The organism is Fibrobacter sp. UWEL (assembly GCF_900142535.1).
Taxonomy (GTDB): Bacteria; Fibrobacterota; Fibrobacteria; order Fibrobacterales; family Fibrobacteraceae; genus Fibrobacter.
The window spans coordinates 160,487-184,428 of the sequence record NZ_FRBE01000001.1; the positions used below are offsets into that span (position 1 = coordinate 160,487).

Annotated in this window: 18 protein-coding genes and 3 tRNA genes; 8 read left to right on the forward strand and 13 right to left on the reverse strand. The window is 49.8% G+C overall.

Annotated features, from left to right (window positions below; all coding sequences use genetic code 11):
- Positions 1-9: 9 nt before the first annotated feature.
- Positions 10-3,981 carry a response regulator gene (locus BUB59_RS00705; protein WP_073224658.1) on the forward strand — a complete coding sequence of 1,324 codons (3,972 nt, stop codon included), beginning with the start codon at positions 10-12 and terminating at the stop codon, positions 3,979-3,981.
- A 13-nt stretch (positions 3,982-3,994) separates the two neighbouring features.
- Here BUB59_RS00705 and BUB59_RS00710 read toward each other — a convergent pair whose 3' ends face one another.
- The 5 genes from BUB59_RS00710 to BUB59_RS00730 form a co-directional block, all read right to left on the reverse strand.
- Positions 3,995-4,270: a zinc ribbon domain-containing protein gene (locus BUB59_RS00710; RefSeq protein WP_234979883.1), complete on the reverse strand. Its 276-nt coding sequence runs from the start codon at positions 4,268-4,270 to the stop codon at positions 3,995-3,997.
- Positions 4,271-4,331: 61 nt separating this feature from the next.
- Complete coding sequence (locus BUB59_RS00715) at positions 4,332-5,207, reverse strand: hypothetical protein (RefSeq protein ID WP_073224660.1); 876 nt, start codon at positions 5,205-5,207, stop codon at positions 4,332-4,334.
- 207 nt (positions 5,208-5,414) lie between these two features.
- Positions 5,415-6,413 (reverse strand): class II fructose-bisphosphate aldolase, encoded by a 999-nt coding sequence (locus BUB59_RS00720; RefSeq protein ID WP_073224662.1) that lies wholly within the window; start codon positions 6,411-6,413, stop codon positions 5,415-5,417.
- A gap of 149 nt (positions 6,414-6,562) precedes the next feature.
- Positions 6,563-7,645 carry an OmpA family protein gene (locus BUB59_RS00725; RefSeq protein WP_073224664.1) on the reverse strand — a complete coding sequence of 361 codons (1,083 nt, stop codon included), beginning with the start codon at positions 7,643-7,645 and terminating at the stop codon, positions 6,563-6,565.
- Positions 7,645-8,040 (reverse strand): DUF4398 domain-containing protein, encoded by a 396-nt coding sequence (locus BUB59_RS00730; RefSeq protein WP_073224666.1) that lies wholly within the window; start codon positions 8,038-8,040, stop codon positions 7,645-7,647. The genes BUB59_RS00725 and BUB59_RS00730 overlap by 1 nt, the downstream gene beginning before the upstream one ends.
- A gap of 144 nt (positions 8,041-8,184) precedes the next feature.
- Here BUB59_RS00730 and BUB59_RS00735 point away from each other — a divergent pair, with 144 nt between their 5' ends.
- A complete protein-coding gene (locus BUB59_RS00735) occupies positions 8,185-9,327 on the forward strand; it encodes an RICIN domain-containing protein (protein ID WP_143160155.1) in 1,143 nt (380 codons plus the stop codon).
- 114 nt (positions 9,328-9,441) lie between these two features.
- Here BUB59_RS00735 and BUB59_RS00740 read toward each other — a convergent pair.
- From BUB59_RS00740 to BUB59_RS00765, 6 genes are all read right to left on the reverse strand, one after another.
- Positions 9,442-9,517: transfer RNA gene (locus BUB59_RS00740), tRNA-Asp, on the reverse strand.
- Between the two features lie 25 nt (positions 9,518-9,542).
- Positions 9,543-9,617 (reverse strand) — tRNA-Val (locus tag BUB59_RS00745).
- A 41-nt stretch (positions 9,618-9,658) separates the two neighbouring features.
- Positions 9,659-9,847 carry a hypothetical protein gene (locus tag BUB59_RS00750; RefSeq protein ID WP_073224668.1) on the reverse strand — a complete coding sequence of 63 codons (189 nt, stop codon included), beginning with the start codon at positions 9,845-9,847 and terminating at the stop codon, positions 9,659-9,661.
- A 145-nt stretch (positions 9,848-9,992) separates the two neighbouring features.
- Positions 9,993-12,290, reverse strand: coding sequence for an HD family phosphohydrolase (locus BUB59_RS00755; protein ID WP_073224670.1), 2,298 nt, complete (start codon positions 12,288-12,290; stop codon positions 9,993-9,995).
- A gap of 14 nt (positions 12,291-12,304) precedes the next feature.
- The gene (locus BUB59_RS00760; RefSeq protein ID WP_073224672.1) at positions 12,305-13,258 is read right to left on the reverse strand and encodes a PhoH family protein; all 954 of its coding nucleotides are present in this window, start codon (positions 13,256-13,258) and stop codon (positions 12,305-12,307) included.
- Between the two features lie 4 nt (positions 13,259-13,262).
- Entirely contained in the window at positions 13,263-13,574 is a 312-nt protein-coding gene (locus tag BUB59_RS00765) for a hypothetical protein (protein ID WP_073224674.1), read from the reverse strand.
- A 154-nt stretch (positions 13,575-13,728) separates the two neighbouring features.
- On the opposite strand from BUB59_RS00765, the gene BUB59_RS00770 reads away from it, so the two are divergent.
- Genes BUB59_RS00770 through BUB59_RS00780 form a run of 3 tightly spaced genes read left to right on the forward strand, consistent with a single transcriptional unit; the run spans position 13,729 to position 19,473 of the window.
- Positions 13,729-15,078 (forward strand): aminopeptidase P family protein, encoded by a 1,350-nt coding sequence (locus tag BUB59_RS00770; protein WP_073224676.1) that lies wholly within the window; start codon positions 13,729-13,731, stop codon positions 15,076-15,078.
- Between the two features lie 55 nt (positions 15,079-15,133).
- The gene (locus BUB59_RS00775) at positions 15,134-18,562 is read left to right on the forward strand and encodes an MFS transporter (protein WP_073224678.1); all 3,429 of its coding nucleotides are present in this window, start codon (positions 15,134-15,136) and stop codon (positions 18,560-18,562) included.
- Between the two features lie 11 nt (positions 18,563-18,573).
- On the forward strand, positions 18,574-19,473 hold the full coding sequence (locus BUB59_RS00780; RefSeq protein ID WP_143160156.1) for a hypothetical protein: 900 nt from the start codon (positions 18,574-18,576) through the stop codon (positions 19,471-19,473).
- A gap of 63 nt (positions 19,474-19,536) precedes the next feature.
- On the opposite strand, the gene BUB59_RS15280 is transcribed toward BUB59_RS00780, so the two are convergent.
- Positions 19,537-19,609: transfer RNA gene (locus BUB59_RS15280), tRNA-Arg, on the reverse strand.
- Between the two features lie 77 nt (positions 19,610-19,686).
- On the opposite strand from BUB59_RS15280, the gene BUB59_RS00785 reads away from it, so the two are divergent.
- The 3 genes from BUB59_RS00785 to BUB59_RS00795 all read left to right on the forward strand — a co-directional run bounded on the left by BUB59_RS00785 (position 19,687) and on the right by BUB59_RS00795 (position 22,964).
- Positions 19,687-21,297 carry an alginate O-acetyltransferase AlgX-related protein gene (locus BUB59_RS00785; RefSeq protein WP_073224946.1) on the forward strand — a complete coding sequence of 537 codons (1,611 nt, stop codon included), beginning with the start codon at positions 19,687-19,689 and terminating at the stop codon, positions 21,295-21,297.
- 69 nt (positions 21,298-21,366) lie between these two features.
- Positions 21,367-21,627: a helix-turn-helix transcriptional regulator gene (locus BUB59_RS00790; protein WP_073224682.1), complete on the forward strand. Its 261-nt coding sequence runs from the start codon at positions 21,367-21,369 to the stop codon at positions 21,625-21,627.
- Positions 21,628-21,635: 8 nt separating this feature from the next.
- On the forward strand, positions 21,636-22,964 hold the full coding sequence (locus BUB59_RS00795; RefSeq protein ID WP_073224684.1) for a TldD/PmbA family protein: 1,329 nt from the start codon (positions 21,636-21,638) through the stop codon (positions 22,962-22,964).
- Between the two features lie 92 nt (positions 22,965-23,056).
- On the opposite strand, the gene lgt is transcribed toward BUB59_RS00795, so the two are convergent.
- A complete protein-coding gene (lgt, locus tag BUB59_RS00800; protein WP_073224687.1) occupies positions 23,057-23,935 on the reverse strand; it encodes a prolipoprotein diacylglyceryl transferase in 879 nt (292 codons plus the stop codon).
- Between the last annotated feature and the right edge of the window lie 7 nt (positions 23,936-23,942).

Genomic DNA, 23,942 nt, shown 5'->3' on the forward strand with positions numbered 1-23,942 from the left:
AGCTGTCCCATGACTCATAATCCCTTAAATGACAAGCGTCGTCGCTTGAGATGGCGCATTTCTTTTGTTTATGCCATCCCCATGCTGGTGGCGTCCATCATCTTGGTGGGTTTTTTCTACTTCATGGTCCGCTCCATGTTCGTGACTTCTGCATATTCTTCTGCAGAAAGTAGCCTCAAGAACAAGGTGGTCTATAACGTCGAAAAGCTTTTGACGGACTATGAAAATAATTTCATGGATCTTGCCAAGAAGACCCAGTCCTATAAGGAAGGTATCGTTAAGGGACAGACTGTCAGACAGGTCCTTAGGGACGATGGCGTCATTGATGTCTATTACGGCTCTAGCAAGGGTGATTACTATTCCTCCCGAGCATTGAAGCTGGAAAGTGGTAAGTCCGAATTCCGTACAACAGCCTGGTATCTGGAAGCTGCCCGAAAGAAGGGTCTTGCTTTTACTGGTCCTAACGTCCGTCGTGATCTAGGCAAGATGACCATGACTCTGTCTCATCCTGTCTGGGATAAGAACAAGAAGGTGGCTGCTGTTGTGGCTGAGGATCTGGACTTGCACAAGGTTCGCACGTCCATGGGTTCCCTGGCTCGAGATGAAGGTGGTATCACCTTACTCCTAAGCAAGGAAAACGACAACCTGATTACCTATTTCCCCTATGAAACCAATATGGGTAAGGTGGTTCAGGATACGGTGGAACACCTGCTGGAAATGGTTTCGGGCAGTTTTAGTTCGGATACCTTGAGTGCCGCAGAAGTTCTTCGTTTTGAACGGACTAATGAACATCACCAGCGTATGGTATTCATGGTGGTGAGCTTAAAGAATAAGCCGTTCTATGTGATTCATGCGGCTCAACAGAACCGTATTGTGTCTGGTGTGGAAAACCACATTTACGCATTTATTCTCCTGGTCATCTTTGCTGTGATTATTTTGATGGGAGCGGCAGCCTTCGTGTCCCATATGTTGTTCAGCCGATACATCCAGAGGGACTTGAGCGACAGCGTGAGCTCCAGTAACATGTTCGATACCCTGCTGGGAAGTGATAACTTCAGAATTATCTTGACTAATGATACCTTTGATATTCTCCATGCAAGTGCCTATGTGGTGGACTTCCTTAACGATGGAGAAGATATTAAGGGGCAAATCCTCTTTAAGTATATTGATTCTGACCAATTCAAGAAGTTTGCCCATCGTGTGGCCATGGGCGGTGAAATGCATGCCAGCGAGCGCAAGATTCGCGTGCCTGTGAAGAGCCCCGATGGGGAAGTGGCATGGTGGGGTATCTTCTTCCAGGTGCTGGTGGAAGATAACGGCGAAATGCGTTATCTGTTCATCATTACCGATGAAACCAGCGGTATTCAGAAGGATACGATTCTTGATACCATCATGATGTCTGCGGATCATTCCATTCTGGTGATTTTCGACAGATACTTGAAGGTGACCTACATTTCCAAGCAGCTGGCGGATTTCTTTGGCTGTGAATGGAAATCTCTCATTGGCCTGAAGTTGGATGAACTGAAGGATATTGGCCTGCCGGAAGACATGATTCGTTCCTTGAAGCGTTCCTTCAGTAAGCAGGATCTCTGGAAGGATTCCTTTGAATTGAAGTCCGAAGCACTTCATACTAGTGTATGGTTCCGCGGTGAAGCCTGTACCCTAAAGATGCAGGAAACTCTGGTGGGCTACATGCTTTCCATGATCGACATTTCCGAAGTGGTGGCTGCTCGTGAGATTGCAGAACAGGCAACCCAGGCAAAGAGCGAATTCCTGGCCAACATGAGTCATGAAATCCGTACGCCTATGAATGCCATTATCGGTATGGCTCACTTGACTTCCGAGACCCAGCTGGATGAACACCAACGAGGATTTATTGATCGAATCAGTGCGGCAGCCAAGTCCCTGCTGGGTATTATTAATAATATTCTGGACTTCTCCAAGATTGAAGCCAAGAAGCAGGAACTGGAAATCACTCAGCTGGTCCTTCAGGATGTGCTGGGCGAAGTGGCTGCCCTTGCGGAAGTTCGTATTGCAGGCAAGCCTATCGAGCTGATTGTGGACATTGATCCGGAAATTCCGGAAGTCCTGATGGGTGACCCCCTGCGAATCTCCCAGATCTTTACCAACTTGATTAATAACGCTACCAAGTTTACGGAAAAGGGAAACATTACTCTCCGCGTTGAAATGCTCCAGCGCAATGTCACCAGCGTTAAACTTTCCTTTAGCGTTATTGATACGGGTATCGGTATGACGCCGGAACAGCGCAACCGTCTGTTCAATGCCTTTACTCAGGCGGATGGCTCCACCACACGTAAGTATGGCGGTACCGGTCTTGGCCTGGTTATTTCCAAGTCCCTGGTGGAATTGATGGGCGGCCAGATGGAAGTGGAAAGTACTGCTGGTGTGGGCTCCAGATTCTTCTTTACCATTACTCTGCCGATTGCATCTTCTGCCACTGTTCAGCCCAAGTGGATGGACGTTAATGATTTCAAGGGTAAGAACATCCTTCTGGTGGATGACTGCGCAAACTTGAGAACTGTTCTTCGTCGTTACTTGACCATGTTGCACTGCGTGGTTGAAGAAGCATCCTCTGTGGATGAGGCCCTGGATTTGATTCAAGTTCACGATGAAGCGGGGGAGGATCCTTTCGATTTGTTCCTGGTGGACTACGAAATGCCTATCCTCAACGGGTTTGACTTTGCCCATGGCTTAAACGAAAAGATGGTGAATGTGCCCAAGGTGCTGATGCATCCTATCCACTTTGACGAAAGCGACATGAGCAGGGCTCTGGGCCTTGGGTTCGGTAGTTGTGTTCCCAAACCACTCCAGATGAGCACATTGTTGAGCTCTATGCAGGAAGCCGTGGGTCTTGAGCCTACTTACAAGAAGGCGAAGAAGAAGGAAAAGAGCAAGATTTACTTTAAGGAAGCCAAGATCCTTCTGGTGGAAGATAACCAGATGAACCAGGAACTGGCGGTATCCCTGCTGAATAGCGTTGGCCTGACGGTGGTCGTGGCTAACAACGGTAAGGAATCCCTGGACATGCTGAAGAAGGACGCCTTTGACCTGGTTCTGATGGATATTCAGATGCCTGTCATGGATGGCCTTACTGCCACTAAGGAAATTCGAGCCCGCGAAGATGAATACTTCAAGAAGGTGCCGATTCTCGCCATGAGTGCTCGTGCCTTCCAGAAGGATACGGAAGAATGCTTTGCAGCCGGCATGAATGCCCATATTGTGAAGCCTATTGATCCGTCTCTCCTTTACGAGGAAATGGCCAAGTTCCTGGCAGTTGCTTCTGAAACTCCGTTGATTGCCTCTACTGAATCTGAAAAGGAATCCCTTACACCTGAAGATCGTGAGTTTGTCGCTCAGTTCCAGAAGGTTCGTGATTTCGATGCGGAAACAGGTTTCTATCATGCCAATAGCAGTCGCAGTATCTACCTGAAAATAGTGCAGGGCTTTGTCCGCGATTATAATAACAGCTGTTTCGAACTACGCCGTATGCTGGAAAATCACGACTATGAACCGTGTTCACGTATGGTTCATACCATTAAGGGCTTGTGTGGTACCATTGGCGCCGGGCAGGCACAGAAGCTAGGCTCGGATTTGGAAGAACAGCTTTCCCAGAATAGCTGCAATATGGCTCTCTTTGGTGCATTTGAAAATAGCCTGAAGAATCTGTTGCAGGACTTGCAAGTGGTTCTTGCCAATGTGGTTCAGGAAAATACGGATTCCGCCCCGAAACAGGCTGATCCTGAAGCTCAGGAAAAGCTGCAGGCTGCAGTTGATGCCTTGAAGGATGCCTTGGATAATTGCTCCTCTACCCTTTGTAAGCGCATTCTGGATGATGTGGAATACATTTCCTTCATGCCGGAACAGGAACGCTTGCTGCGTAAACTGAAGGAACAGATTGAGGATTACGACTTCACGGAAGCGGGCGATACTCTGGAAGCTTTGGAAAAAACGCTAGCTTAAAATCTTTGGTTCGCTAATGCAGAACCATTGCAGCCATAAAGGCTAATGCCACGATAATTGCTGCGGCAATTGCGATGGGATTGGCCTTTTTCTTTTTGTTTCCGTTCAGGTCTTCGCCAAACTCGTTCTCGATGATTTCCTCGTAGTCGGGAAGTTCCTCGCCTGCGAACTCTGCACCGTCTTTCCAGCCGGTATTCTTGTCGCTACCGCAGTGGCGGCAGAAGGTGGCGTCGGGCTTGATTTCGGCTCCGCAGTGAGGGCAAAGCATGGTAACGGAATTGTCTTTCATAGCAGTCAATATACAAAAAGCCTTGGCGTTTCTGCCAAGGCTATAGTCTGCGAAGTAAGAATTACAGAATGTATTTCAGGTGCTGCTTCTTTTCTTCGTCGGAAATAACGTCCTTCAGTTCTCCGGTATTGAAGTCATAGCGGTAGATGAACTGCTCGTTCTTGCGGGTCTTGGGGCGGTTCTCGTCCACGACGTCAAAGAAAACGATGGAAGTGTTTTTCATGAATTCGTAGCCGAGAATTCTCTTGCCGGGAATGGAGACTGTCTTTAAGGTTCCCTGGTTCAGATCGTAGAAGTAGAAATCGCCTTCGTCATCCTTGTTCAGGAAACCGTCCTTGTTGGTATCGTTTTCGGTTCCCAGGAAAGTGAGGTAACGCTTTTTACCCAGGCGGAAGTAGTTCAGTTCCCAGCCGGAGAAACGCTTTTCCATGAGAGTCTTGTGGATGCCTGCCTCGCCGTTTTCGTAAACCAGATTCACGAAGTTGGTGGCGTAGAAAACCTTCACGGAAGTGGTGTCGGGGATTTTCTTGGGCTTTGCTATTTCCTTTTTCTCTTCCAAGGCCATGGAGGTAGCCAATGTTTCTTCGCCAGGATCATCAAAAACGACTTCGTCAACACCGCTTTCCATAAACCTGAAACGTTCCGTGAAGCGTTCCGGCTTTTCCATGGTTCTTGCTTCTACAGGAATGACAAATTCCTTCTTGTTGTTATCCAGGATGAACATGTTCTCGTAGGAAATGTATTGCCTGATTTCCTCCTTCTTGGCGTCCTTGGCCGCCTCTTCCTTAGAGAGGCTACCATTATTGCGGTCGTATTCCGGATAGCTCCTGGGCAAAGCCTCGCAGATCATAAAGAATGCCGCCAGGCACATGACAATCAGCGTGGGAATGGAAATGATTGCGAAAACAACGCGGTTATACTTTTGAAGCTTAGACATAAATCCTCCTTTTTTTATCCCTCATAAACTATAAAAGAGCTGATAGGAATGACTCGAATAATGAGTAAAACTTCCGAAACGAAAAAGACCCGCTCTAGCGAGCGGTCTTCCGTGAAAAAAGGTCACTTGGTTAGAAACCAAGTGACCTTTTTGAGAGCGAGTGCTACCGGAGGTTTTATTCACCTGCGATTGTGCACGAGCGGTCTATTACAGCTTGTCGTTAGAACCAAGAACGTCAACGATCTTGTGTTCGTACATCTTCTGCATGTTTTCACGAGCCGGCTTCAGGTACTGACGCGGGTCGAAGTGATCCGGATGTTCGTTGAAGTACTTACGAACAGCAGCGGTCATAGCGAGACGAGAGTCGGAGTCGATGTTGATCTTGCAAACAGCAGACTTAGAAGCCTTGCGGAGCTGTTCTTCAGGAATACCAACAGCGTCCGGCAGACGGCCACCGTTTTCGTTGATGGTCTTAACTTCGTCCTGAGGAACGGAAGAAGAACCGTGGAGAACGATGGGGAAGCCCGGGAGCTGCTTTTCGATAGCTTCGAGAACGTCGAATGCCAGGGGAGGCGGAACCAGGATACCGTCAGCGTTGCGAGTGCACTGTTCCGGCTTGAACTTGTAAGCACCGTGAGAAGTACCGATGGAGATAGCGAGAGAGTCGCAACCAGTACGGGTAGCGAAGTCAACAACTTCTTCCGGCTTGGTGTAGTGAGATTCTTCAGCAACAACTTCGTCTTCAACGCCAGCGAGAACACCGAGTTCAGCTTCGACGGTAACGTCGTGAGCGTGAGCGTATTCAACAACCTTCTTGGTGAGGGCGATGTTTTCTTCGTACGGAAGAGCAGAACCGTCGATCATGACAGAGGAGAAACCGTTGTCAATGCAGTCCTTGCACAGTTCGAAAGAGTCACCGTGGTCGAGGTGGAGAACGATCTGCGGATTTGCGCAGCCCAGTTCCTTGGCGTATTCAACAGCACCCTGAGCCATGTAGCGGAGGATGGTGCCGTTTGCATAGTTACGAGCACCCTTAGAAACCTGCATGATGACCGGAGACTTCTGCTTAACGGAAGCCTGAACGATGGCCTGCATCTGTTCCATGGTGTTGAAGTTGAAAGCCGGGATAGCATAGCCACCAGCAACAGCCTTTGCAAACATTTCCTTGGTGTTAACCAAGCCGAGTTCCTTGTAAGAAACTGCCATTTTGTACCTCTTGTTTTGTTTTTTGGCGACTGACGCCGCCGGTTTAAGATTACGGGCTTCAATTTAGCAAAAAAGCAGCCGTTTGTGAATGTCCTAATTAAAAATTAGTTCACCCTCGGCTGCTTTTTGCGTATTACAATTTGTGAATACTACTTGGCTGCAGGTTCAGCTGCCGGTGCGGGCTGTTCTGCTGCGGGCTTCTGTGCCTGCAGAGCCTTATCCTGGATCACCAGGTCCACGCGACGGTTCTTCTGGCGACCTTCCTTGGTTGCATTGTCTGCAATAGGCATGGTCATACCCAGACCCTTGGCGGTAAGGCGGCTCTCTTCGATGCCCTGATCCACCAGGAACTTCATCACGTTGTCAGCGCGCTGCTGGGACAACTTCATGTTGTGTTCTTCGGAACCAGTGTTGTCGGTGTTTCCTTCGATGGAGACATTGAACTGCTGGTAGACGGAAAGAATACCGGCAACCTTGGCGAGGCTGGTCTTCAGGTCCTGCTTCAAGTCTGCCTTGTTCACGGCAAACAGAATGTCGGACATGGAAAGGATAATACCGCGGGCGTCCTTGGACACCTGGATCATCTTGGACTGAAGTTCGTTCAGCTTGTTCATTGCTTCTGCCTGGCGGGCTTCTGCCTTGGCGCGTTCTTCGGCAAGAGCCTTCTTTTCGGCTTCCAGTGCGGCCTGTTCAGCTTCCAGCTTCTTCTGGAGGTCGGCTTCACGTTCGCCGGCAGCCTTCAGCTTTGCTTCCTGGGCAGCTGCTTCTGCCTGGAACTTTTCCTGGTTCTTCTGCATTTCGGCCTGGAGGCGTGCTTCCTGGTCCTTCATGTTTTTCTTTTCGGCTTCCAGGTCGCTCACCTGACCGCTACGGGCGGTGTTAATCTGTTCCTGAATAGCTTCGATGGAACGGTTGGTGGCTGCACGCTTCTGCCAGTTTTCGGCAATCTTGTTGCGGAGAGTCTGGGTTTCTGCCTGAAGCTTTACGATGGCGGCGTACTTCTGGCAGTTGTCTGCCAGGGCTGGAATGCGGTCGGAATCTTCATCGTCGGCAATGACTGAGAAGAGTTCGTTGTAGACGCCCTGTGCCTGAGCCAGGGTCAATTTTGCAGAAAGTGCGTTTGCAGGAATGGATGCCTTTGCGGAATCAAGTGCTGCCTGGCATTCGTTCAGGGGAGAAGCAAAGCTCATGGATGCTGCCAAAAGGCCCAGAGAAATAATCTTCTTGTTCATTACTTGCCCTCCTTCTTGGTTTCCTTGTCCAGAATGCTCTGGTAGATCAGCTTTCTTTCGACGTCGGCGCGGAGTTCGTTTTCCACCTTTTCGTTTTCCTTCTTGACCTGGTCGCGTTCAGCGGTAGCCAGAGCCAAGCGGACTTCCAGGTCAGCCTGTTCGGCGAGAGCCTGTGCCTGTTCTTCTTCGCCGTCAGCCTGCAGGGCCTTGGCGGAATCAAGCTTCGCTGCTGCACTTGCGGTGGTTGCTGCGTCCAGCTTGCTGTCGTTTGCCAAAGTCATGGTGGCTTCGGCCTGACCGAGGGAACGGGTGGATGTATTCTTATTTCCTGCACAGCCGGTAAGGGCTAAGAGTGCAGTCAATGCAATACTACTAGCGATATACATTGCCTTCATGAGGTCACTCCTTTACTCAAATTTTTGCACTAAAACTACAAATTTTTGTGAATAAAATATCTTACTAGACCCAAAACTTTTTTTACTTGATGTGAAAGATTGTTTATATATATTTACCGAAGGTGTACAGGGCAGGAGTTTTTTATGATTACTAGCAGTTTTCGCTTGATGGGTGGGGTGGTTCTTTCCTCCCTTCTTTTATTTACTTCCAGTGCTTTTGCCAAGGTGGACTATCATTTGAACAAGGTGGATAATCCCTCCGAAGACGAACTGGATGCCTATGCGAAAATCACGGCTGCTATGGATTCTGCGGTGTATATGTACAATAAGTACACCCATATGACCAAGCATATCGAAGTCCACTACAATACTGGAGTGCAGACGGCTGATGCTAGCTACAATGGAACCATGAGGTTCGGCAAGAATCGATCTTACATGAATGTCCGTACGGCGATGCACGAAATGGGGCATACTATGGGGATGGGTACCACCAGCGAATATACCGCCATGCTGAAGGATGGTGTTTTCCAGGGGGAAACCGCCCAGGCCAAGCTTAAGGAACTGACCGGTGACCCAACGGCTGTTCTCAAGGGGGATTCCCAGCATTTCTGGCCCTATGGCTTGAATTATGATTCCGAGTTACACTCTGAAGAGGACTTGATTATCCACTGTCAGGTTGTGGAGGCCATGTACCAGGATATCTTCAAGGAAAAGTTCTACATGGAAGCCCGCGTGAAATACCTTGCAGATGATAAATGTATGGGCATTACCGCCTGTAATGGATTAGAAATGATGGACTGTTCCGCCGAAGGTACGGTGGCGAAAATCTGGAGTGTGGGGGATAATCCTGTCACTTACCGCTTTGAATATGGGGAACGTGTCATTGATATTCCCAATGAATCTACCGCAGCAGGCGTTGTAGCAAGTACGTATACGTGGAACGCCGGTGCGCATCAACGTTATGTCCTTGAAGTTGCACCGGTAAATACGCCCAATGCATTCTACCTGCAGAACTACAAGAGCAAGCTTTATCTGCTTCCCTCGGGCAAGAATGTAGTCCAGGATGAACGGGGCCGCGATATGGAATCTGGAATCTGGGTTCTAACTGAGGTGACCAGCGTGGATCCTGTGGAACCTCCCGCAGATACGACAGAAACACCTGATGTCGTTGCCCGTAAGGTGGGCGTCCATCCCGCAGGAAAACTTTCCCGTCAAAAGTTCGACGCCATGGGCCGTTCCTTGCTGCATGAGCGTAAATTAAACCGTTTCCTGAAGGTGTTTCAGTAAGGAATGCTCGATCTGAAAGGCTTGTTCAATACAGGCCTTTTTTTGTATGTGGACGTTCCTGATAATGATTGTGTGAATGCAAAAAAGCACTTCTCAAAGAGAAGTGCTTTTTAGCGGGATAGACGAGGCTTGAACTCGCAACCTCCGGCGTGACAGGCCGGTGCTCTAACCAAAATTGAGCTACCACCCCAAAATCGTTTCCGATTTTTCGGTAGTGGGCGATAACGGATTCGAACCGCTGACATTCTGCTTGTAAGGCAGACGCTCTGAACCAGCTGAGCTAATCGCCCCTATAAGAATAAAAATCTTTCGATTTTTGCTTCTTGAAGGTTTACTTATCTTCTTTCTTGCCCTTCCAGAGAATTCCCAAAGGAATAATCACCAGGTAGGCGAGGCAGAGAATAAGAGGTGCAACCGTTAAGGAAACCGGGTTTTCCGCAGGACCTGTTGCCAGGCAGAGGAAACCGATGACCAGAAGGACAACGCCAAGAGCAACAAGAAGAAGATTCTTTTTTGTCATGTGTCACCTACCGTTTCACGATTACGAAGCCAAATATACAAACATATGATGTATTGTCAAGGCAAATGGAGCAAAAAACTCAATTTTTTTATAAAAAAAGCGAGACTTTTTAGGTCTCGCTTCTTTTTTTACGTCCAAAGTAGTTTTATCTCTGTCCGGGGTACTTCACGCGAGTGTGGTAGGTTCCGTCCAGACTGTTCAGGAACGCCTTTTCCAGCTTGGAAAGATCCTTGATGGAAAGGTTACTTTCGTTGAACTGACCTTCCATATAGCGACCTTCGATGGTCTTGTGGATCATGGCGCTGAGGGCTTCGGGAGAGGTGTCTGCCATGGAACGGCTGGTGGCTTCGATAATGTCTGCCAGCATGAGGATTGCGGTTTCCTTACTCTGGGGCTTGGGACCCTTGTAGCTGAAGTCTTCGATTTTCACTTCGCCGCCCTTTTCCTTGGCGTTTTCCAGAGCCTTGTGATAGAAGAACTGGATGACGGAGGAACCGTGGTGTTCCTGGATACCGGCAGTAACAAGTTCGGGGAGCTTGTAGTCGTTCTTAGCCATAGTAACGCCTTGTTCCACATGGCCCACGATAATCTTGACAGACTGCTGGGGATCCAGATTGTTGTGGGGGTTCACGCCTTGCTTCTGGTTTTCGGTAAAGTATTCGGGACGCATGGTCTTGCCGATATCGTGGTAAAGGGCCATGACGCGGACCAGCAGGGAATTGGCGCCAATACTGTCTGCCACCTTTTCTGCAAGGTTAGATACCTGAATGCTATGATGGAAGGTGCCGGGTGCCATTTCGGAAATGCGCTTCAGGGCGGGGCGGTTAAAGTCTGACATTTCCATGAGGGTAAGCACAGTGGTAATACCGAAGATCTTTTCCATCAAGTGAATCAGTGCCACGGATGCAAGTGCGGTACAAATCATCACGTTGGCGGCGCCAATAATCAAGTTATGGTAGAATACATCGAAGGAGAGACGGTTACGGAGCAAGAGCATGAGGGCGACTACGGCGGCCATGGTAATGACGCCTGTAAGGATGCCCCACAGGAACTGGACGCGGTAACGCATTCTTGCCAGGGGATAGGTGGTTGCGAAAATCACGGCGAAAGCGCAAATGCCTGCAGCCAAGTCATAACCCGTAAGGATTCCGAAAATGAGGGAGGACATGGTGGTGAATGCAAGGCCTATGCGACGGTCGTAAAGCACTGTTGCAACAACGGGTGCCAACGCAAAGGGGTACAGCCACATGATATCAAAGTTTTCGGAGAAAAGAGGAATTTCTACTTCCAGCTTGGCGATATTTCCAGAGAGGTGATGGACCAGCCAGAATACAATGAGCTGCATGAGGGTAAGAACCATGAGGCTCCACAGCTGGCGGGGATTCTTGAACATACCGCGGGAAGGCGTGAATACGAAGAACACCATGAAGAAAGAAATGATCACAACGAAGATGAGTGCGTTGCCGTAAACTGCGGTAAAGGTTCTGGAGTTTTCTTCTCTCTGCTGCGCAATCTGGAGGGCTTCGATTTTTTCGAGAATGTCCTTGGTGACGGGAGCGCCCTGGGCCACAATTTCCATACCGCGGGGGATCATACCTTTATTGAGGGTCACCTTGCTGCGGGCTTCTGTGCGGCTGGCCTGTGTTTCCTTTTCCAGGTAGTAGACGTTGGGCTGGACGAACAGGAACAAGGTTTCATAGAAGGCGGAAAGCAGTCCCTGGTCTGTGGGGAAGCTGTTCTGGAGTTGTGCGAATGCTTCGTCAATGCGACGCTGCACCGGCTGCACGTTGGCTACTTCCACCGTCACGTTTTCGTTATCCTTCAGGAGGGTGATGTTGGGGCGGGAATAGATGATGTGCTTGACGTTCTGGGATAGATTGTAGTTGCCGATGAACAGCTGGAGTGCAGTTTCATTGGGAGCGATGACCGTATTGGAAACGCCCTTCTGCAACATCTGGTTAAATACGGAAAGCAGGGAGTCGCGGGCCTTGGAGTTTTGGCTCAGGGGCTTAATGGCGGTGGTAGAAATTCTCTGTTTCAGGCTTTCGTAATAGCGACCGGCCTGGCTCACCTTGGTCTGGATGGTAGAGTCGGATCCTTCCGAGTTATTGGCCTGGTTAATCTGATGCTGGAGGCTTCCGTACTGGGCGACCTTCTGCAGGAAGCCTTTCAGTTCGTCATACTGACGCTTGGATTCGTCGGAGTTGTATTCGAAAATGGCGTTCACCTTTTCGGCGGCGCGATTACGTTCCGCTTCAATTTCCTGAGTAGACTTCGGAACTTCGAAATTGAAAGGGGCAATAATGGTACGCGGGCTTGCCTGACCTAAGTGAGGACGTTCCGCCTGGAGGGCGATGTTCTTGTCCGGAAACAGGACAATGGCGGCGATGACAATCAGCGCCCAGCCAATGAGAAGGTGAATCTTCATCTGTTTCTTTTTCATCTTTACAACTCTCTCTACTTGTCTTTTTGCTCGTAGGCCATGAGGATGTCCTTCACCAGGTGATGGCGTAGAACGTCGGTGGCGGTAAAGTTAATTTGTGCGATTCCGGGAATGCCATTCAGAATCTGCATGGCGTGGACGAAACCGGATTTTTGCCCCTTGCCTAGGTCCACCTGGGTGGCGTCACCGGTAATGATGGCCTTGCTGTAAGGACCAAGACGGGTGAGGAACATTTTCATCTGTTCGGGGGTGGTGTTCTGGGCTTCGTCCAGAATAATAAAGGCGCGCTTTAGGGTGCGTCCGCGCATGTAGGCCAGCGGAGCCACTTCAATGGCGCCTGCTTCCTCGTAACGGCGGAGTTTTTCTGCGGGGAGCAGTTCGGATAGGCTGTCCTGGATGGGGCGAAGATAAGGCGCGATCTTTTCCTTCAGGTCGCCGGGCAGGTACCCTAGGGATTCGCCGGCTTCCACTGCCGGGCGGACCAGGCAGATGCGTTCCACTTCATGACGTTCCAGGCTGGCTACAGCCAGAGTGACTGCCAGGAAGGTCTTGCCGGTTCCGGCAGGGCCTTTGGCGAAAATGACGTCATTCTTTTCCACTGCCTTGACCAGTTCTGCTTGTGCAGGGGTCTTTGCGAATACGGAAACGCCCAGACGATTGCGGAAGATGGGGGAGGAAGGAATTTCTTCCCCTTGGACTACCCCTGTCAGTTCTAGAGGTTCCAGGAGTCGTTCCACCTTCTTGGCCGTGATGGGTCTTCCATTTCGGGCTGCAATTTTCAGCTGGTCCAAAACGGCGAAAACGCCGGAAATATCACCATCTTCTCCGGCGATGATGGTAAGACCTGGAAGTCTCGTCTGTATTTCAACGGAAAAACGGCTCTCCAGCAATCGGAAAACCGTTTCATTCTCGCCTGAAATAGTACGTTTCAGGTCGTCTGAAATTGAATAGCGCTGTACTTCGCTCATCAAATTATTCTGCGTCTTCGGCAGTAGACATACCAAGCTTGTTCTTGGCGTCGAAGATTTCCTTACGGAGCTTGTGGTTATCTTCGTTGATAGCGGTAGCTTCCTGTTCGGTCTTCTTCAGCTTATTTTCGTCGATGACTTCCTTAGGAGGTTCCTTCTTCTTCTTTGCAGAGGTCTTGGCACCACCAGAAGTTTCAGCAGCTACATCATCATCATCGTATTCTTCGTCAGAACCGCCGTTAGAACCAGCGCAAGCAGTAAACATTGCAACGGTCATAGTTGCGACGATCAATTTCCAATTTTTAAAAAGAGACATTTATTCAGGCTCCATTCTAGTCTGTGATGGCTAAAATATATATAACTAAATCTTGAATAAATGTAAAATTCATAAAAAAATAGGGCAAATTTGGACAAAATCCCGAACAATTGCCTTTGGATTGCCTAATTTTTGTGCCGTAAGAGGTAAAATCATGTCTGTTTCTCCCTATTCGCAAGTTTTTTTGTCTTCTACCAACTACAATTCCAAGAGCTTGTACAAGAAACGCCGCAAAGCAATGATGAAGGAACTGGATTCCTTCTGCGTTTTTGCTGGAATGCCCCTGGATCCCGGTGGAGAAGAGGCTTTTTCCCAGACTTTTACCCGCTTTATGCAAGAGCCAGCGTTTTTATACCTGACAGGGATTAATCAGGCGGAGTGCTACCTCCTGCTGGATCCGAGAGACGGGGCGGAAATCCTGTTTGTGCCGCCCAAGGACCCTTTCAAGGAATTCTGGAACGGAAAGCGCCTGGGATATCTGGATGGGGACAATGAGGTATCTAAGGTGACGGGCTTCGAGGATGTCCGCCCGGTGGATGAACTGTTCGAGACGATTATTGCGAGAGCCAAGAAGAAACCCTCCTGCGGGCATGCCTACGCCTACTATTTCGAGAAATTTCCGGGAGACCATAACGATCAGTTCCGCAAGGAAATGCAGAAGGCCCTGAAGGGGACGGGTGTTACTCTGAAAAGTGCCGCTTCCATCCACTGGAAGTTGCGCCTGCCTCTGGAAAAGGAACGCATTCTGGATGCTCGTAAGGCGCAGGCCGCGACGGAAGATGCTTTCCGCAAGGTGCTTGGCTCCATGTCTCACTTGACCAACGAACGCCAGCTGGGACTGATGTTGGACTACGAAATGCAGCGCCGCAGTGACGGCGATCTGGCTTTTCCCACCATCGTTGCTGGGGGTGAAAACGCCTGCTGTCTCCACTATGTAAAGAAGGATGAACCTTTAAATAAGGGAGACTTGGTCCTGCTGGATTTTGGTATCCGTATGGGAACCTTGCATAGCGATATTTCCCGCACCATTCCCGTAAATGGCAAGTTCAATCCCCTCCAGAAAATGTTGTACGAAATCGTATTGGACGCTCAGACGGAATACCAGAAGTATGTACGACCGGGCGTATCCTTAAAGGAAATCGGGATGGTTCCTTGGGATTTCATCATGGATGCCTTGGAATCCAGGCTTGTCAAGGGCGCTAAGGGGGCGTATGAACTTCTTTACGATAAGCGCCCTCACGGGGTCAGCCATTTTATAGGCGAACAGATCCATGAAGGCAGTCCTGAATCCAGGTCCCTGGATGTGGTTCTGGAACCGGGAATGCTAATTTCTTGCGAACCTGGCCTATATGGCGAATTTTTCGCAATTATCGGCGGAAAGAAGTACATGGAGAAGATTGGTATCCGTATCGAAGATGATCTTCTCATTACAAAAACCGAATTTGACAATATCTCCTCCAATATTCCTAAATCCGTAGCGGATTTGGAACGGCTAATTCATTAAATCTGGCGAAAAAGCTAAATTTGCGACGCATTCAAGTTTTTTAATGAGGTAACTCATGTGGAAAGTTAAAGGTGCTGTTCGCTACTTTTTGTCCATCCTTGCAACGACCTTTGTGCAGATGGCTGTGTTTATTTACGCCCAGAAGATTCTTTCCGGCTCTTTTGCCGACGCCGCCAGCGGTCAGACCTGGCAGAACTTCATGCTGCAGATTTTCTTCATCGCCCCTTATGTGGTGATGGTCTTCTTCGCAGGTTTCTTCACCAATAAGTTCTCCAAGAATAAGGTGCTGGCCTGGTCTTCACTGATGATGACCGCCTTTATTATCGCCCAGTCGGTGCTTGTGACCTGCGGCGTTCCCCGTGTGGCCTTCTGGCTTTCTATCGGATTGAGCTGTGGCTTTGCCATTCATAGTGCTGCCAAGTACGGTATCGTGAAGGAAATGTTTGGTGTTCGTAACTTGAGCTACGCCAACGCCTTCCTGCAGATCTTTAGCCTGATTGGTTTGATTCTTGCTTCCTGGTTCGTGATTGTGGGTGTGAACTTGATTGATGTGGCCCAGCTGAAGAACTATGAAGCGGTCCACCGCATTACCTCTCATTCTGTAGTGATTCCCTGGATTGTGACAGGCGTTAGTGTTTTGGGTACGGTGGCAAGCTTCCTAGTTCCCAAGGTCAAGTATGAAAACAAGAACGTGAATATGTCCAAGGTGAAGAAGCACCTGAGCCTGGGCTGGCGCGTTCCCACCCTTCGTGCATCCATTATCGCTCTGTCCATGTTCTGGGCCTTGGCTCAGGTGTTCGTCTTGATGTTCCAGGATGTTTCTGGCTCTCATACCATCAATATGATGAGCACCTTTATGCCTTTTGCTGTTGCAGGCCTCATGGTGGGCGCTATCTTTGCCGCTTCCCGCTCCAAGGACTTTATTGAAACGGGCTTTATCCCTATGGGCATGGTGGGCGTGTCCGTGTGCATGTTCTTCGTGCCGTTTTTGGTCCATCCGGCCGCTCTTATTGTACTTTATTCTTTGATTGGCTTCTTCGGCGGTATTTTCCTGGTGCCGGTGAATGCCTTGCTCCAGTACAATACCCGTCCCAATAATTCCGGTTCCGTACTTGCTTTTGCCAACTTGATTCAGGCTGTGGTCCTGATCTTGTTCCTGTTCCTCTACTCCTTCATGGTCCACTATACGGAAATCCGTCCCCAGCTTTATTTCCTGGGTCTGGGTATTATTTCTGCGGTTGTGTTCTTCTGGACCATCTCCAACTTGCCTCAGGCAACGGTCCGTACTCTGCTGCGTCTGGTGTTTAACCGTTATCGCATTCGTGTTCAGGGCGTTCAGAACATTCCTAACGAAGGTCCGGTGCTGTTGGTGGGTAACCATCATAGCTTTATTGACTGGGCCATGATCCAGATGGCATCTCCTCGTCCCTTGTGCATTGCTAGCAATAAGGACCATTTCGAACGTTGGTACCTCCGCGCAATCCTGAAGCGCTTGGGTATGATCCGTATTGACAATCGCCATCCCGCAACCGCCATGGAAAAGATCCATGAGGCTCTTCTTGCGGGTAAGGCTGTGGTGATTTTCCCCACTGGTGAAGTTTCCAAGTCTCCTCATGTGGAACCGTTTAACATTGATTATTCCAAGGCTATTGAAGGTACGGAAGCCTCCATCATCCCGTTCTACATCCAGGGCCTTTGGGGTTCCAACTTCAGCTATAGTGGCTCCGATATGTATGGCGCCTCCTCTGACCGCGCCGTTACCGTAGCCTTCGGTGAATCTATTCCTGCCACCACACCTCCTAACGAGGTTCGTGCTATTGTTCGTAAGGTTTCTATCGACGCCTGGAAGTATGCGGTGGACTATACCCGCCCGATTGCCGACTCCTGGATTCGTACCTGCAAGCGCTATGTGAAGAATGGCCCTGCCATCTATAGCCCCGATGGAGGTCACCTTTCTGGCTTTAAGCTGATGGGTGCCGTGATGGCTTTCCGCGGTCTTCTCAAGAAGAAGCTGGGTAAGAAGGAACAGAATATCGGTATTATGTTGCCGCCTAGCCCTGCGGGTGTCATCGTGAACCTAGCCCTCTGGGTCATGGGTAAGACCAACGTCAACCTGAACTACACTTCCTCTGTAGACAACGTAAAGTTCTGCTGTGACAAGGCGGACGTACAGACCGTGATTACCAGCCGTCAGTTCGTAGAAAAACTGAAGGGCCGCGGTAACGATTATTCCCAGGTGGCTTCCGACAAGGTTCGTTTGTTCTATGCGGAAGACCTGATGAAGGAAATTCCCAAGGCAAAGATTGCCTTCTTCCTGGTCCTGTGCATCATTATGCCGTCCTGGCTCATTCGTATGGTGTTCTGCAAGCGCACCTCCATGAATAGCAATGCGGTAATCGTGTTCAGTTCTGGTTCCGAAGGTACTCCTAAGGGGGTTGAACTGACCCAGCGTAACCTGATGGGCAATATCCAGCAGTTGGCATGTATCTTGAACGTGAGCCGCGGTGACGTGATGCTTTCTGAATTGCCGCTGTTCCATAGCTTTGGCCTGACGGTGACCACCTTGCTGAACTTGACCGAAGGTTGCCCCATTGTGGCGGTTGCTGACCCCACGGACGTGAAGACCATGGCCCGCGTCTGCTGCGAATTCCATGTGTCCCTCATGGTGGCAACGCCTACCTTCCTGAGAGCATTTACGGTTAGCCGCTATGTCCATCCCTTGGTCTTTAAGTCTGTTCGTCTGATTATTGCCGGCGCAGAAGCCATGCGTCCGGAACTGTCTACAGCATTCCGCCTGAAGTTCGGTAAGGAAGTGCTGGAAGGTTACGGCTGTACGGAAACCGCTCCGGTGGCCTCTACCAATACGGAAAACACCTTGATGAATGACTATACCACCTTGCAGGTCAATAACAAGCCTGGTACGGTGGGACCCGCACTTCCGGGCACTCAGTTCCTCATTGTGGATCCGGACACCAATGAACCGCTGCCTACGGGTGAAGCGGGCATGATCTTGATTGGTGGCTGCCAGGTGATGAAGGGCTACCTGAAGGATCCGGATCGTACTAATAGCGCCATCATCGTTAAGGATGGTACTCGCTACTATCGTACCGGCGACAAGGGCTTCCTGGATGAAGACGGCTTCCTGACTATTGTGGACCGCTACAGCCGATTTGCAAAGCTGGGTGGCGAAATGGTGAGCTTGGGTGCTGTGGAAAAGAAGATTCAGGACACCAAGGTTCTGGAAGGTTATGATTACTTGATCACCACCGTTCCCGATGCCGCCAAGGGTGAAAAGATCGTTCTACTCTATCAGGGTGATAAGGAGCCGAAACAGCTTCTCTCTGAATTGCGTTCCGGCGACTTCCCGCCCATTATGTTGCCCTCTGCTGCATTCCCGGTGGAAAAGGTTCCCAAGCTGGGTACCGGCAAGGCGGACTTTACTACCGCCAAGAAGGTGGCTCGCGAATTGATGGGGATTAAGTAAGGGGCCGGAGAATGAAGGGTTTATCACCAATAAGAACTGCTCGCGTGATTGCCGGAGCCTTTGCGATTTCCGGCGGTATCCTGCTGACTGTATGCCTGCTGCTGATGAAACTGCTGGGTTTTCTCCCGATGGCTCAGGGAATGGTCCGCGATGGACTCGCTCTGTACAATAGTTTCTCTGGACGTCTGGCGGTATCCAATATTGCGGGCCACAAGGAATTGCTGGAACAGTTGAACAACATGAAACATTTGCTTCCTTCCGACGCTTTGGTAGGGACGATTCATGTGGTGTTGGTAGTTCTTGTTGTGGTGGCCGCTCTTATTCTTGCCGCTGCCGTACTGGGATTGGTAAGACCTTCCTTGATGATTTCCATTATGCTGAAGATTAAACTCCTTTCCGTGGTGGATGAAAACGGCCAGGAAGAAGTGGATAATGGCATTGCCGTCATGATGGAAAAGCTGGGGAATGTGAAACTGAAAACACTTGCTATTCCCGGCGCTATTGTTGCGGGCCTTGTTGTAGTGGGCTTTAGTATTTATGGTATCTCCAGACTTACTGCTCCCACTCCAGAAGAATTGCTGGTGGATTTGGAACAGAAAGCTACGGAGTACGTGACGGCCCAGAAGGCTTTCTTTGGAAAGAGCAAGAGGATCGGCTACGCAACGGACCTTTCTCTTCCGGAGTCTGCGGAAACGGATGCTTTTGAGTACAAAATAACGGACAACCGTTTTACTGCAACGAACCGCGTTGAATTGTACGGTTGCGCTGTTGGAAACGTCTGGACGGTGTCTTCCTATGCAGATGGCGTGTTCAGCAAGGAACTGAAATTCTCCAGAAAGCCTCCTCAGGATCCTGCATGCGCAAAACTTTTGCCGGACTTTAAGAACGTGGGACGGGCGAGAAAACGCTAGAACCTTGTGGAAATTTCTGAATGAAAAAGACCCGCTGGAGGTAAACTCTAGCGGGCCTTTTCATACCCGGGCCGCGACTCGAACGCGGAGCTAATTCTTAGGAGGAACTCGTTTTATCCCGTTAAACTACCCAGGCAACAACTATGGGCGTCCTACAAGGTAAGATGGCCATAAGCGGAAACAAATATAGTATTATTTTTTTATCTTTTGGTTGTGAATAAAAAATACGTCCCCTTTATTGTGATTTTCTCCCTGCTGCTACTGTTGCCGTTTACGGTGCAGACTGTGGCGGATTTGCGTGGCGAGAAGCGTTTTGTTTCTTTTGATATTTTTAAGGATGTGGTGTACACGCCTTTCAAGAGGGAATCCTCCATGAATGAGGGGGCTGCCAAGCTGGACAATACCTGGCGTAGCGCTCGTGAAGCTATTGCTGGTGGTACTGATGCTGCCGAGGCCTTGGAACCTGTGATTGCGGCTCTTTCTGACTTGGAAGCGGTTGCCTTGACTGTGAATTCTTTTGCCCAGCTGGACTCCGCGGAAGCGGATTACAAGCTCTTGAAAAGTGCGGACACATTGTTGGCTGCTCTGGAAGATGAACCGGAAAGCTTCCCTCAGGTGGATTCTGTCCTGAAGTCTGTAATCAATCGTTTTGGCGAATATTCCCTGGCTCGCATTTTTGGCGGAGTCAAGTATTATGGGATTTGGCAGGGTAAGTATCTGCGCGCTTTTGAAAAGAAGGTGGAAGATGAAAACGCCCTGGTGCTGGCTATGCGCCCTAAGTACCAACTGGCGGTTTGGACGCTTTTCAGTGACCCAGGCGAAAAGGTCGTCCTAGGTGATAAGCAGCAGGAGGGTGATCGCTGGTTATTTTATAGGCAAGATGTGGAATTTCTGGTCCGTCCGTCTCCCTTCGATGTGCGTGCGGCTAAACTGGACAACCCGCTGGAAGCCGTTACTAAGTTCCGCGACCAGCTGAAGGCCAAGGGTGTGGAACTGCTGGTGGTTGTGGTGCCGGGCAAGCCCTCCATCTATCCGGAACGTCTCACGGGCGTCCAGAGCGATTCTTATACTGCAGGACACGGCAAGAAGATGTTGGATACTCTCGCTTCCCTGGGGTTCAACACGGTGGATCTGTATTCCCCCCTGTGGGCGGCTAAGTCAGATGACAACAAGCTGGGCGCACTCTACCTGAATGATGATACCCACTGGACTCCGCGCGGTGCAGAACTTGCCGCCGAAGTGATTGCAAAGAAAGTCCAGCAGATGGGGGAGTCCGGTCTTGATCTGGGTGCCGCTAATATGGATTACGTGACCGCCGATAGCCTGGCGGATCGTATGGGCGATATCGGGGAAATGAGCGGCTTGAACAAGCACAATGTTTTCAAGATCCAGCAGGTGACGGGTCATGTGGTTTCTCAGCAGACAATCACAGAACGCGTGATACCTCGTGTTGATTCCACTGTTGTTGACTCTGGCTCTGTAGCATCTGTAGATACTGCTGCTCGGGATTCTGTGGTATATGACACCACCCGCGTTCCTTTTAAGGATGATTTCCGTAAGGCAAAAATCTTGATTTTGGGTGACAGCTTCAGCCGCATTTACCAGACGGATGCGCCGGTGAACGCTGGCTGGATCGCCCATTTTGCAAAGAACATGAATCGTCCGGTGGCAAGTATCGTCAGCGATGGCGGTGCAAGTACGTTGGTCCGCGAAAAGCTGGCTCGTAAGGCTGGTGTGCTGAAGGGTAAGAAACTCCTCATCTGGGAATTTGTGGAGCGAGACCTGCGCTTCGGAGCCGAAGGCTGGAAGGACGTAGATTTTTAGATATGAATTATGAATTACGAGTTTCGAATTAAGAATCACTAATTACGAACTATTTATTTTGGATTTTTTATGGCAAGACATGGAACTCCCACTCCGGGGCAGGCAATTTTGGAAGGTATCGAATGGCTCAAGATGGACAAGGCTGAATTTGGCCGCCGTCTTGGTGTAACGCCCGAGGTGCTGGAAGCTCTTATTGCTGGTACTCAGACTATTACGCCAGAGCTCGCTTCTGCATTGGAATCTGTAACGGGTAGCCCCGCTGCATACTGGAGAATGCTGGATCGCAAGTCCCGTCAGGCTTCTGCCGCAGCCCCCTCTGAAAACGCTTAAGGTTTTTTATGAATATTGTTGATGCTGTCTCCTACATGTGTGATTTGGCCAAGGGTCAGGCTGAACAGTTTGATGTAATCGCTAGCACCTCTCATTCTGAAGGCTTGTCCGTCTTTCAGGGCAAGGTTCAGAATACTGAAATTTCTGATTCCGTAGGTCTTGGCGTCCGTGTGATTAAGGATGGTCATCCGGGTTATGCCCATACGGAACGTTTGACGAAGGATGCCATTGCCCAGACCTTGAAGGATGCTCTTTGCCACACCCAGTGGACCGAGACCATCGACATTACTTTGCCCAACGCAGTGGAAGTTCCGAATACTTATCCTAACTACAATCCGGCCTTGGAATCCTTGACTCTCCAGCAGATGAAGGATTTCTGTATTGAACTGGAAAAGCTGACCTTTGCAAAGTCCAAGGACATCGAAAACATTCCTTACCTGGGCGCAGACATGAATTCCGCTTCTTCCGTCATTGCCAATAATACGGGCCTGATGTACAAGGGTAAGTCCAATTACGCCGCCGTAGGCGCTGGCGCTGTTGCATCTCGTGATGGAATCAAGAAGCTGGGCAATTACGTGAAGTCCGGTCGTGACTGGAATGAATTCTCCATGGATGAGGTTGCTTCCAAGGCTGCAGAATATGCAACGGAATTGTTTGGTGCCAAGAAGATTGAAGGCGGCAAGATTCCCGTAGTGTTTGATCAGCGTATTTCCGCTCGAATTCTTGGAATGTATACTTCGCCCTTTATCGCAGAAGCCATGCAGAAGGGACAGTCCCGCTTGGCAGGGAAGGAAGGCGAAAAGATCGCCGGCGAAAAGTTCTCCATCATTAACGACCCTATGGGCGATATGTTCCAGCATAAGATTCGCTTTGACTCCGAAGGCTGTGTCGCCAAGCGTGTGGACGTGGTAAAGAATGGAGTGTTCACTAGCGCGCTGTACAATCTGGAAACCGCCGCGAAGGCTGGCTGTGAAACTACGGGTAACGGTTCCCGTGATTTCGGCAGCAAGATGGGGACCTGCTTCAATAACTTGTTGGTACCTCCTGGAACCATGTCTACCGCAGAACTCTTGAAGTTGTTCCCCAAGTGCTTGCTGGTGGTCCGTCTGGAAGGTGGCTCCGGCTGTAACGCTGTAAGCGGTGAACTGTCCATGGGCGCTCACGGTTTCTGGTGCGAGAACGGTGTCATTCAGCATCCGGTGGATGGCGTCACCTTGAGTGGAAACATCTTTGACATCTTCCAGAATATTGTGGAAGTGGGTAATGAATATAAGGATGCCTTCAGCTCCTATCAGGTGCCTGCTCTCGCGGTAAGCGAATTAAGCGTCAGCGTATAAAAAAAGAGCCTTAGGGCTCTTTTTTATTTATGAATTACGAGTTATGAGTTGTGATTCGCTAGTGTGAAAAAGTGCGACTTGATGGTGCTGCACTAGTTTTCTGGCTTTGATGCTTTTTTCTGTTTCTCGCGATAGACTAGAATGATCATCCAGATGATGCCGGCGAGAATCATCAAGCTGCAGAGGGTTTGACCGCGGCTCATGCCAAACAGGTCGTTACGTCCCAGGTGGGCGTCGGACTTGCGGAAGAATTCGATGAAGAAGCGGAACAGACCATAGCCCATGAGATACAGGCAGGGCATCTTATCCTTCAGGAACTGTACCTTGCGGAGGTTATACAAAATCACGAACAGAACAATCCCCTCGAAGGTCATTTCGTAAAGTTGGCTGGGGTGGTGGAGGATGGGGTTTTCCACAAAGCTGTCGTGGGCAAGGGGGAAGTACATGCCAATGGGGCTGGTGGTTACTTCACCGAAAAGTTCTCCGTTAATAAAATTGCCGAAACGACCCCAGGTGTAGGCCAGCGGGGCTACCATGAAGCCCACGTTCAAGCCTTTCCACACGTCCATCTTGTTCTTCTTCAGGCCGATGATGATGAAGATGATTCCAAGAATCAAACCGCCGTGGTAGCTCATTCCGGCGATGCCCGTGAAGTGGAAACCCATGGCGTCGTGGGTGACCGGCAGGATGATTTCGGAGGGATTGGCCAGGTAGTAGCCCGGCTTATAGAAGAATACGTAACCCAGGCGTGCGCCGATGATGATGCCTGCAATAATCCAGGTGAAGAGGCTGTCGATCTGATCCTTGGTAAAGCCAATCTTTTCCTTCTTGTTCACGTAGGTATAGGCGGCGTAGGCGGTGGCGAAGGCGAAAATGTACATGACGCCATACCATTTCACCTCGAAACTACCCAAGGCAAAGGCGGTGCCGTCCATATATGTGGGAATCAAGTTCCACCAAGATAATTCCATGTTCTAC

What these genes read in the sequence shown, in the direction of transcription:
- lgt (WP_073224687.1), bottom strand. Translation starts at nt 23,935, where the DNA reads ATGGAATTATCTTGGTGGAACTTGATTCCCACATATATGGACGGCACC.
- BUB59_RS00755 (WP_073224670.1), bottom strand. Translation starts at nt 12,290, where the DNA reads ATGAAAAAGAAACAGATGAAGATTCACCTTCTCATTGGCTGGGCGCTG.
- BUB59_RS00720 (WP_073224662.1), bottom strand. Translation starts at nt 6,413, where the DNA reads ATGGCAGTTTCTTACAAGGAACTCGGCTTGGTTAACACCAAGGAAATG.
- BUB59_RS00780 (WP_143160156.1), top strand. Translation starts at nt 18,574, where the DNA reads ATGAAGGGTTTATCACCAATAAGAACTGCTCGCGTGATTGCCGGAGCC.
- BUB59_RS00775 (WP_073224678.1), top strand. Translation starts at nt 15,134, where the DNA reads ATGTGGAAAGTTAAAGGTGCTGTTCGCTACTTTTTGTCCATCCTTGCA.
- BUB59_RS00790 (WP_073224682.1), top strand. Translation starts at nt 21,367, where the DNA reads ATGGCAAGACATGGAACTCCCACTCCGGGGCAGGCAATTTTGGAAGGT.
- BUB59_RS00735 (WP_143160155.1), top strand. Translation starts at nt 8,185, where the DNA reads ATGATTACTAGCAGTTTTCGCTTGATGGGTGGGGTGGTTCTTTCCTCC.
- BUB59_RS00770 (WP_073224676.1), top strand. Translation starts at nt 13,729, where the DNA reads ATGTCTGTTTCTCCCTATTCGCAAGTTTTTTTGTCTTCTACCAACTAC.
- BUB59_RS00730 (WP_073224666.1), bottom strand. Translation starts at nt 8,040, where the DNA reads ATGAAGGCAATGTATATCGCTAGTAGTATTGCATTGACTGCACTCTTA.
- BUB59_RS00725 (WP_073224664.1), bottom strand. Translation starts at nt 7,645, where the DNA reads ATGAACAAGAAGATTATTTCTCTGGGCCTTTTGGCAGCATCCATGAGC.
- BUB59_RS00765 (WP_073224674.1), bottom strand. Translation starts at nt 13,574, where the DNA reads ATGTCTCTTTTTAAAAATTGGAAATTGATCGTCGCAACTATGACCGTT.
- BUB59_RS00715 (WP_073224660.1), bottom strand. Translation starts at nt 5,207, where the DNA reads ATGTCTAAGCTTCAAAAGTATAACCGCGTTGTTTTCGCAATCATTTCC.
- BUB59_RS00760 (WP_073224672.1), bottom strand. Translation starts at nt 13,258, where the DNA reads ATGAGCGAAGTACAGCGCTATTCAATTTCAGACGACCTGAAACGTACT.
- BUB59_RS00750 (WP_073224668.1), bottom strand. Translation starts at nt 9,847, where the DNA reads ATGACAAAAAAGAATCTTCTTCTTGTTGCTCTTGGCGTTGTCCTTCTG.
- BUB59_RS00710 (WP_234979883.1), bottom strand. Translation starts at nt 4,270, where the DNA reads ATGAAAGACAATTCCGTTACCATGCTTTGCCCTCACTGCGGAGCCGAA.
- BUB59_RS00705 (WP_073224658.1), top strand. Translation starts at nt 10, where the DNA reads ATGACTCATAATCCCTTAAATGACAAGCGTCGTCGCTTGAGATGGCGC.
- BUB59_RS00795 (WP_073224684.1), top strand. Translation starts at nt 21,636, where the DNA reads ATGAATATTGTTGATGCTGTCTCCTACATGTGTGATTTGGCCAAGGGT.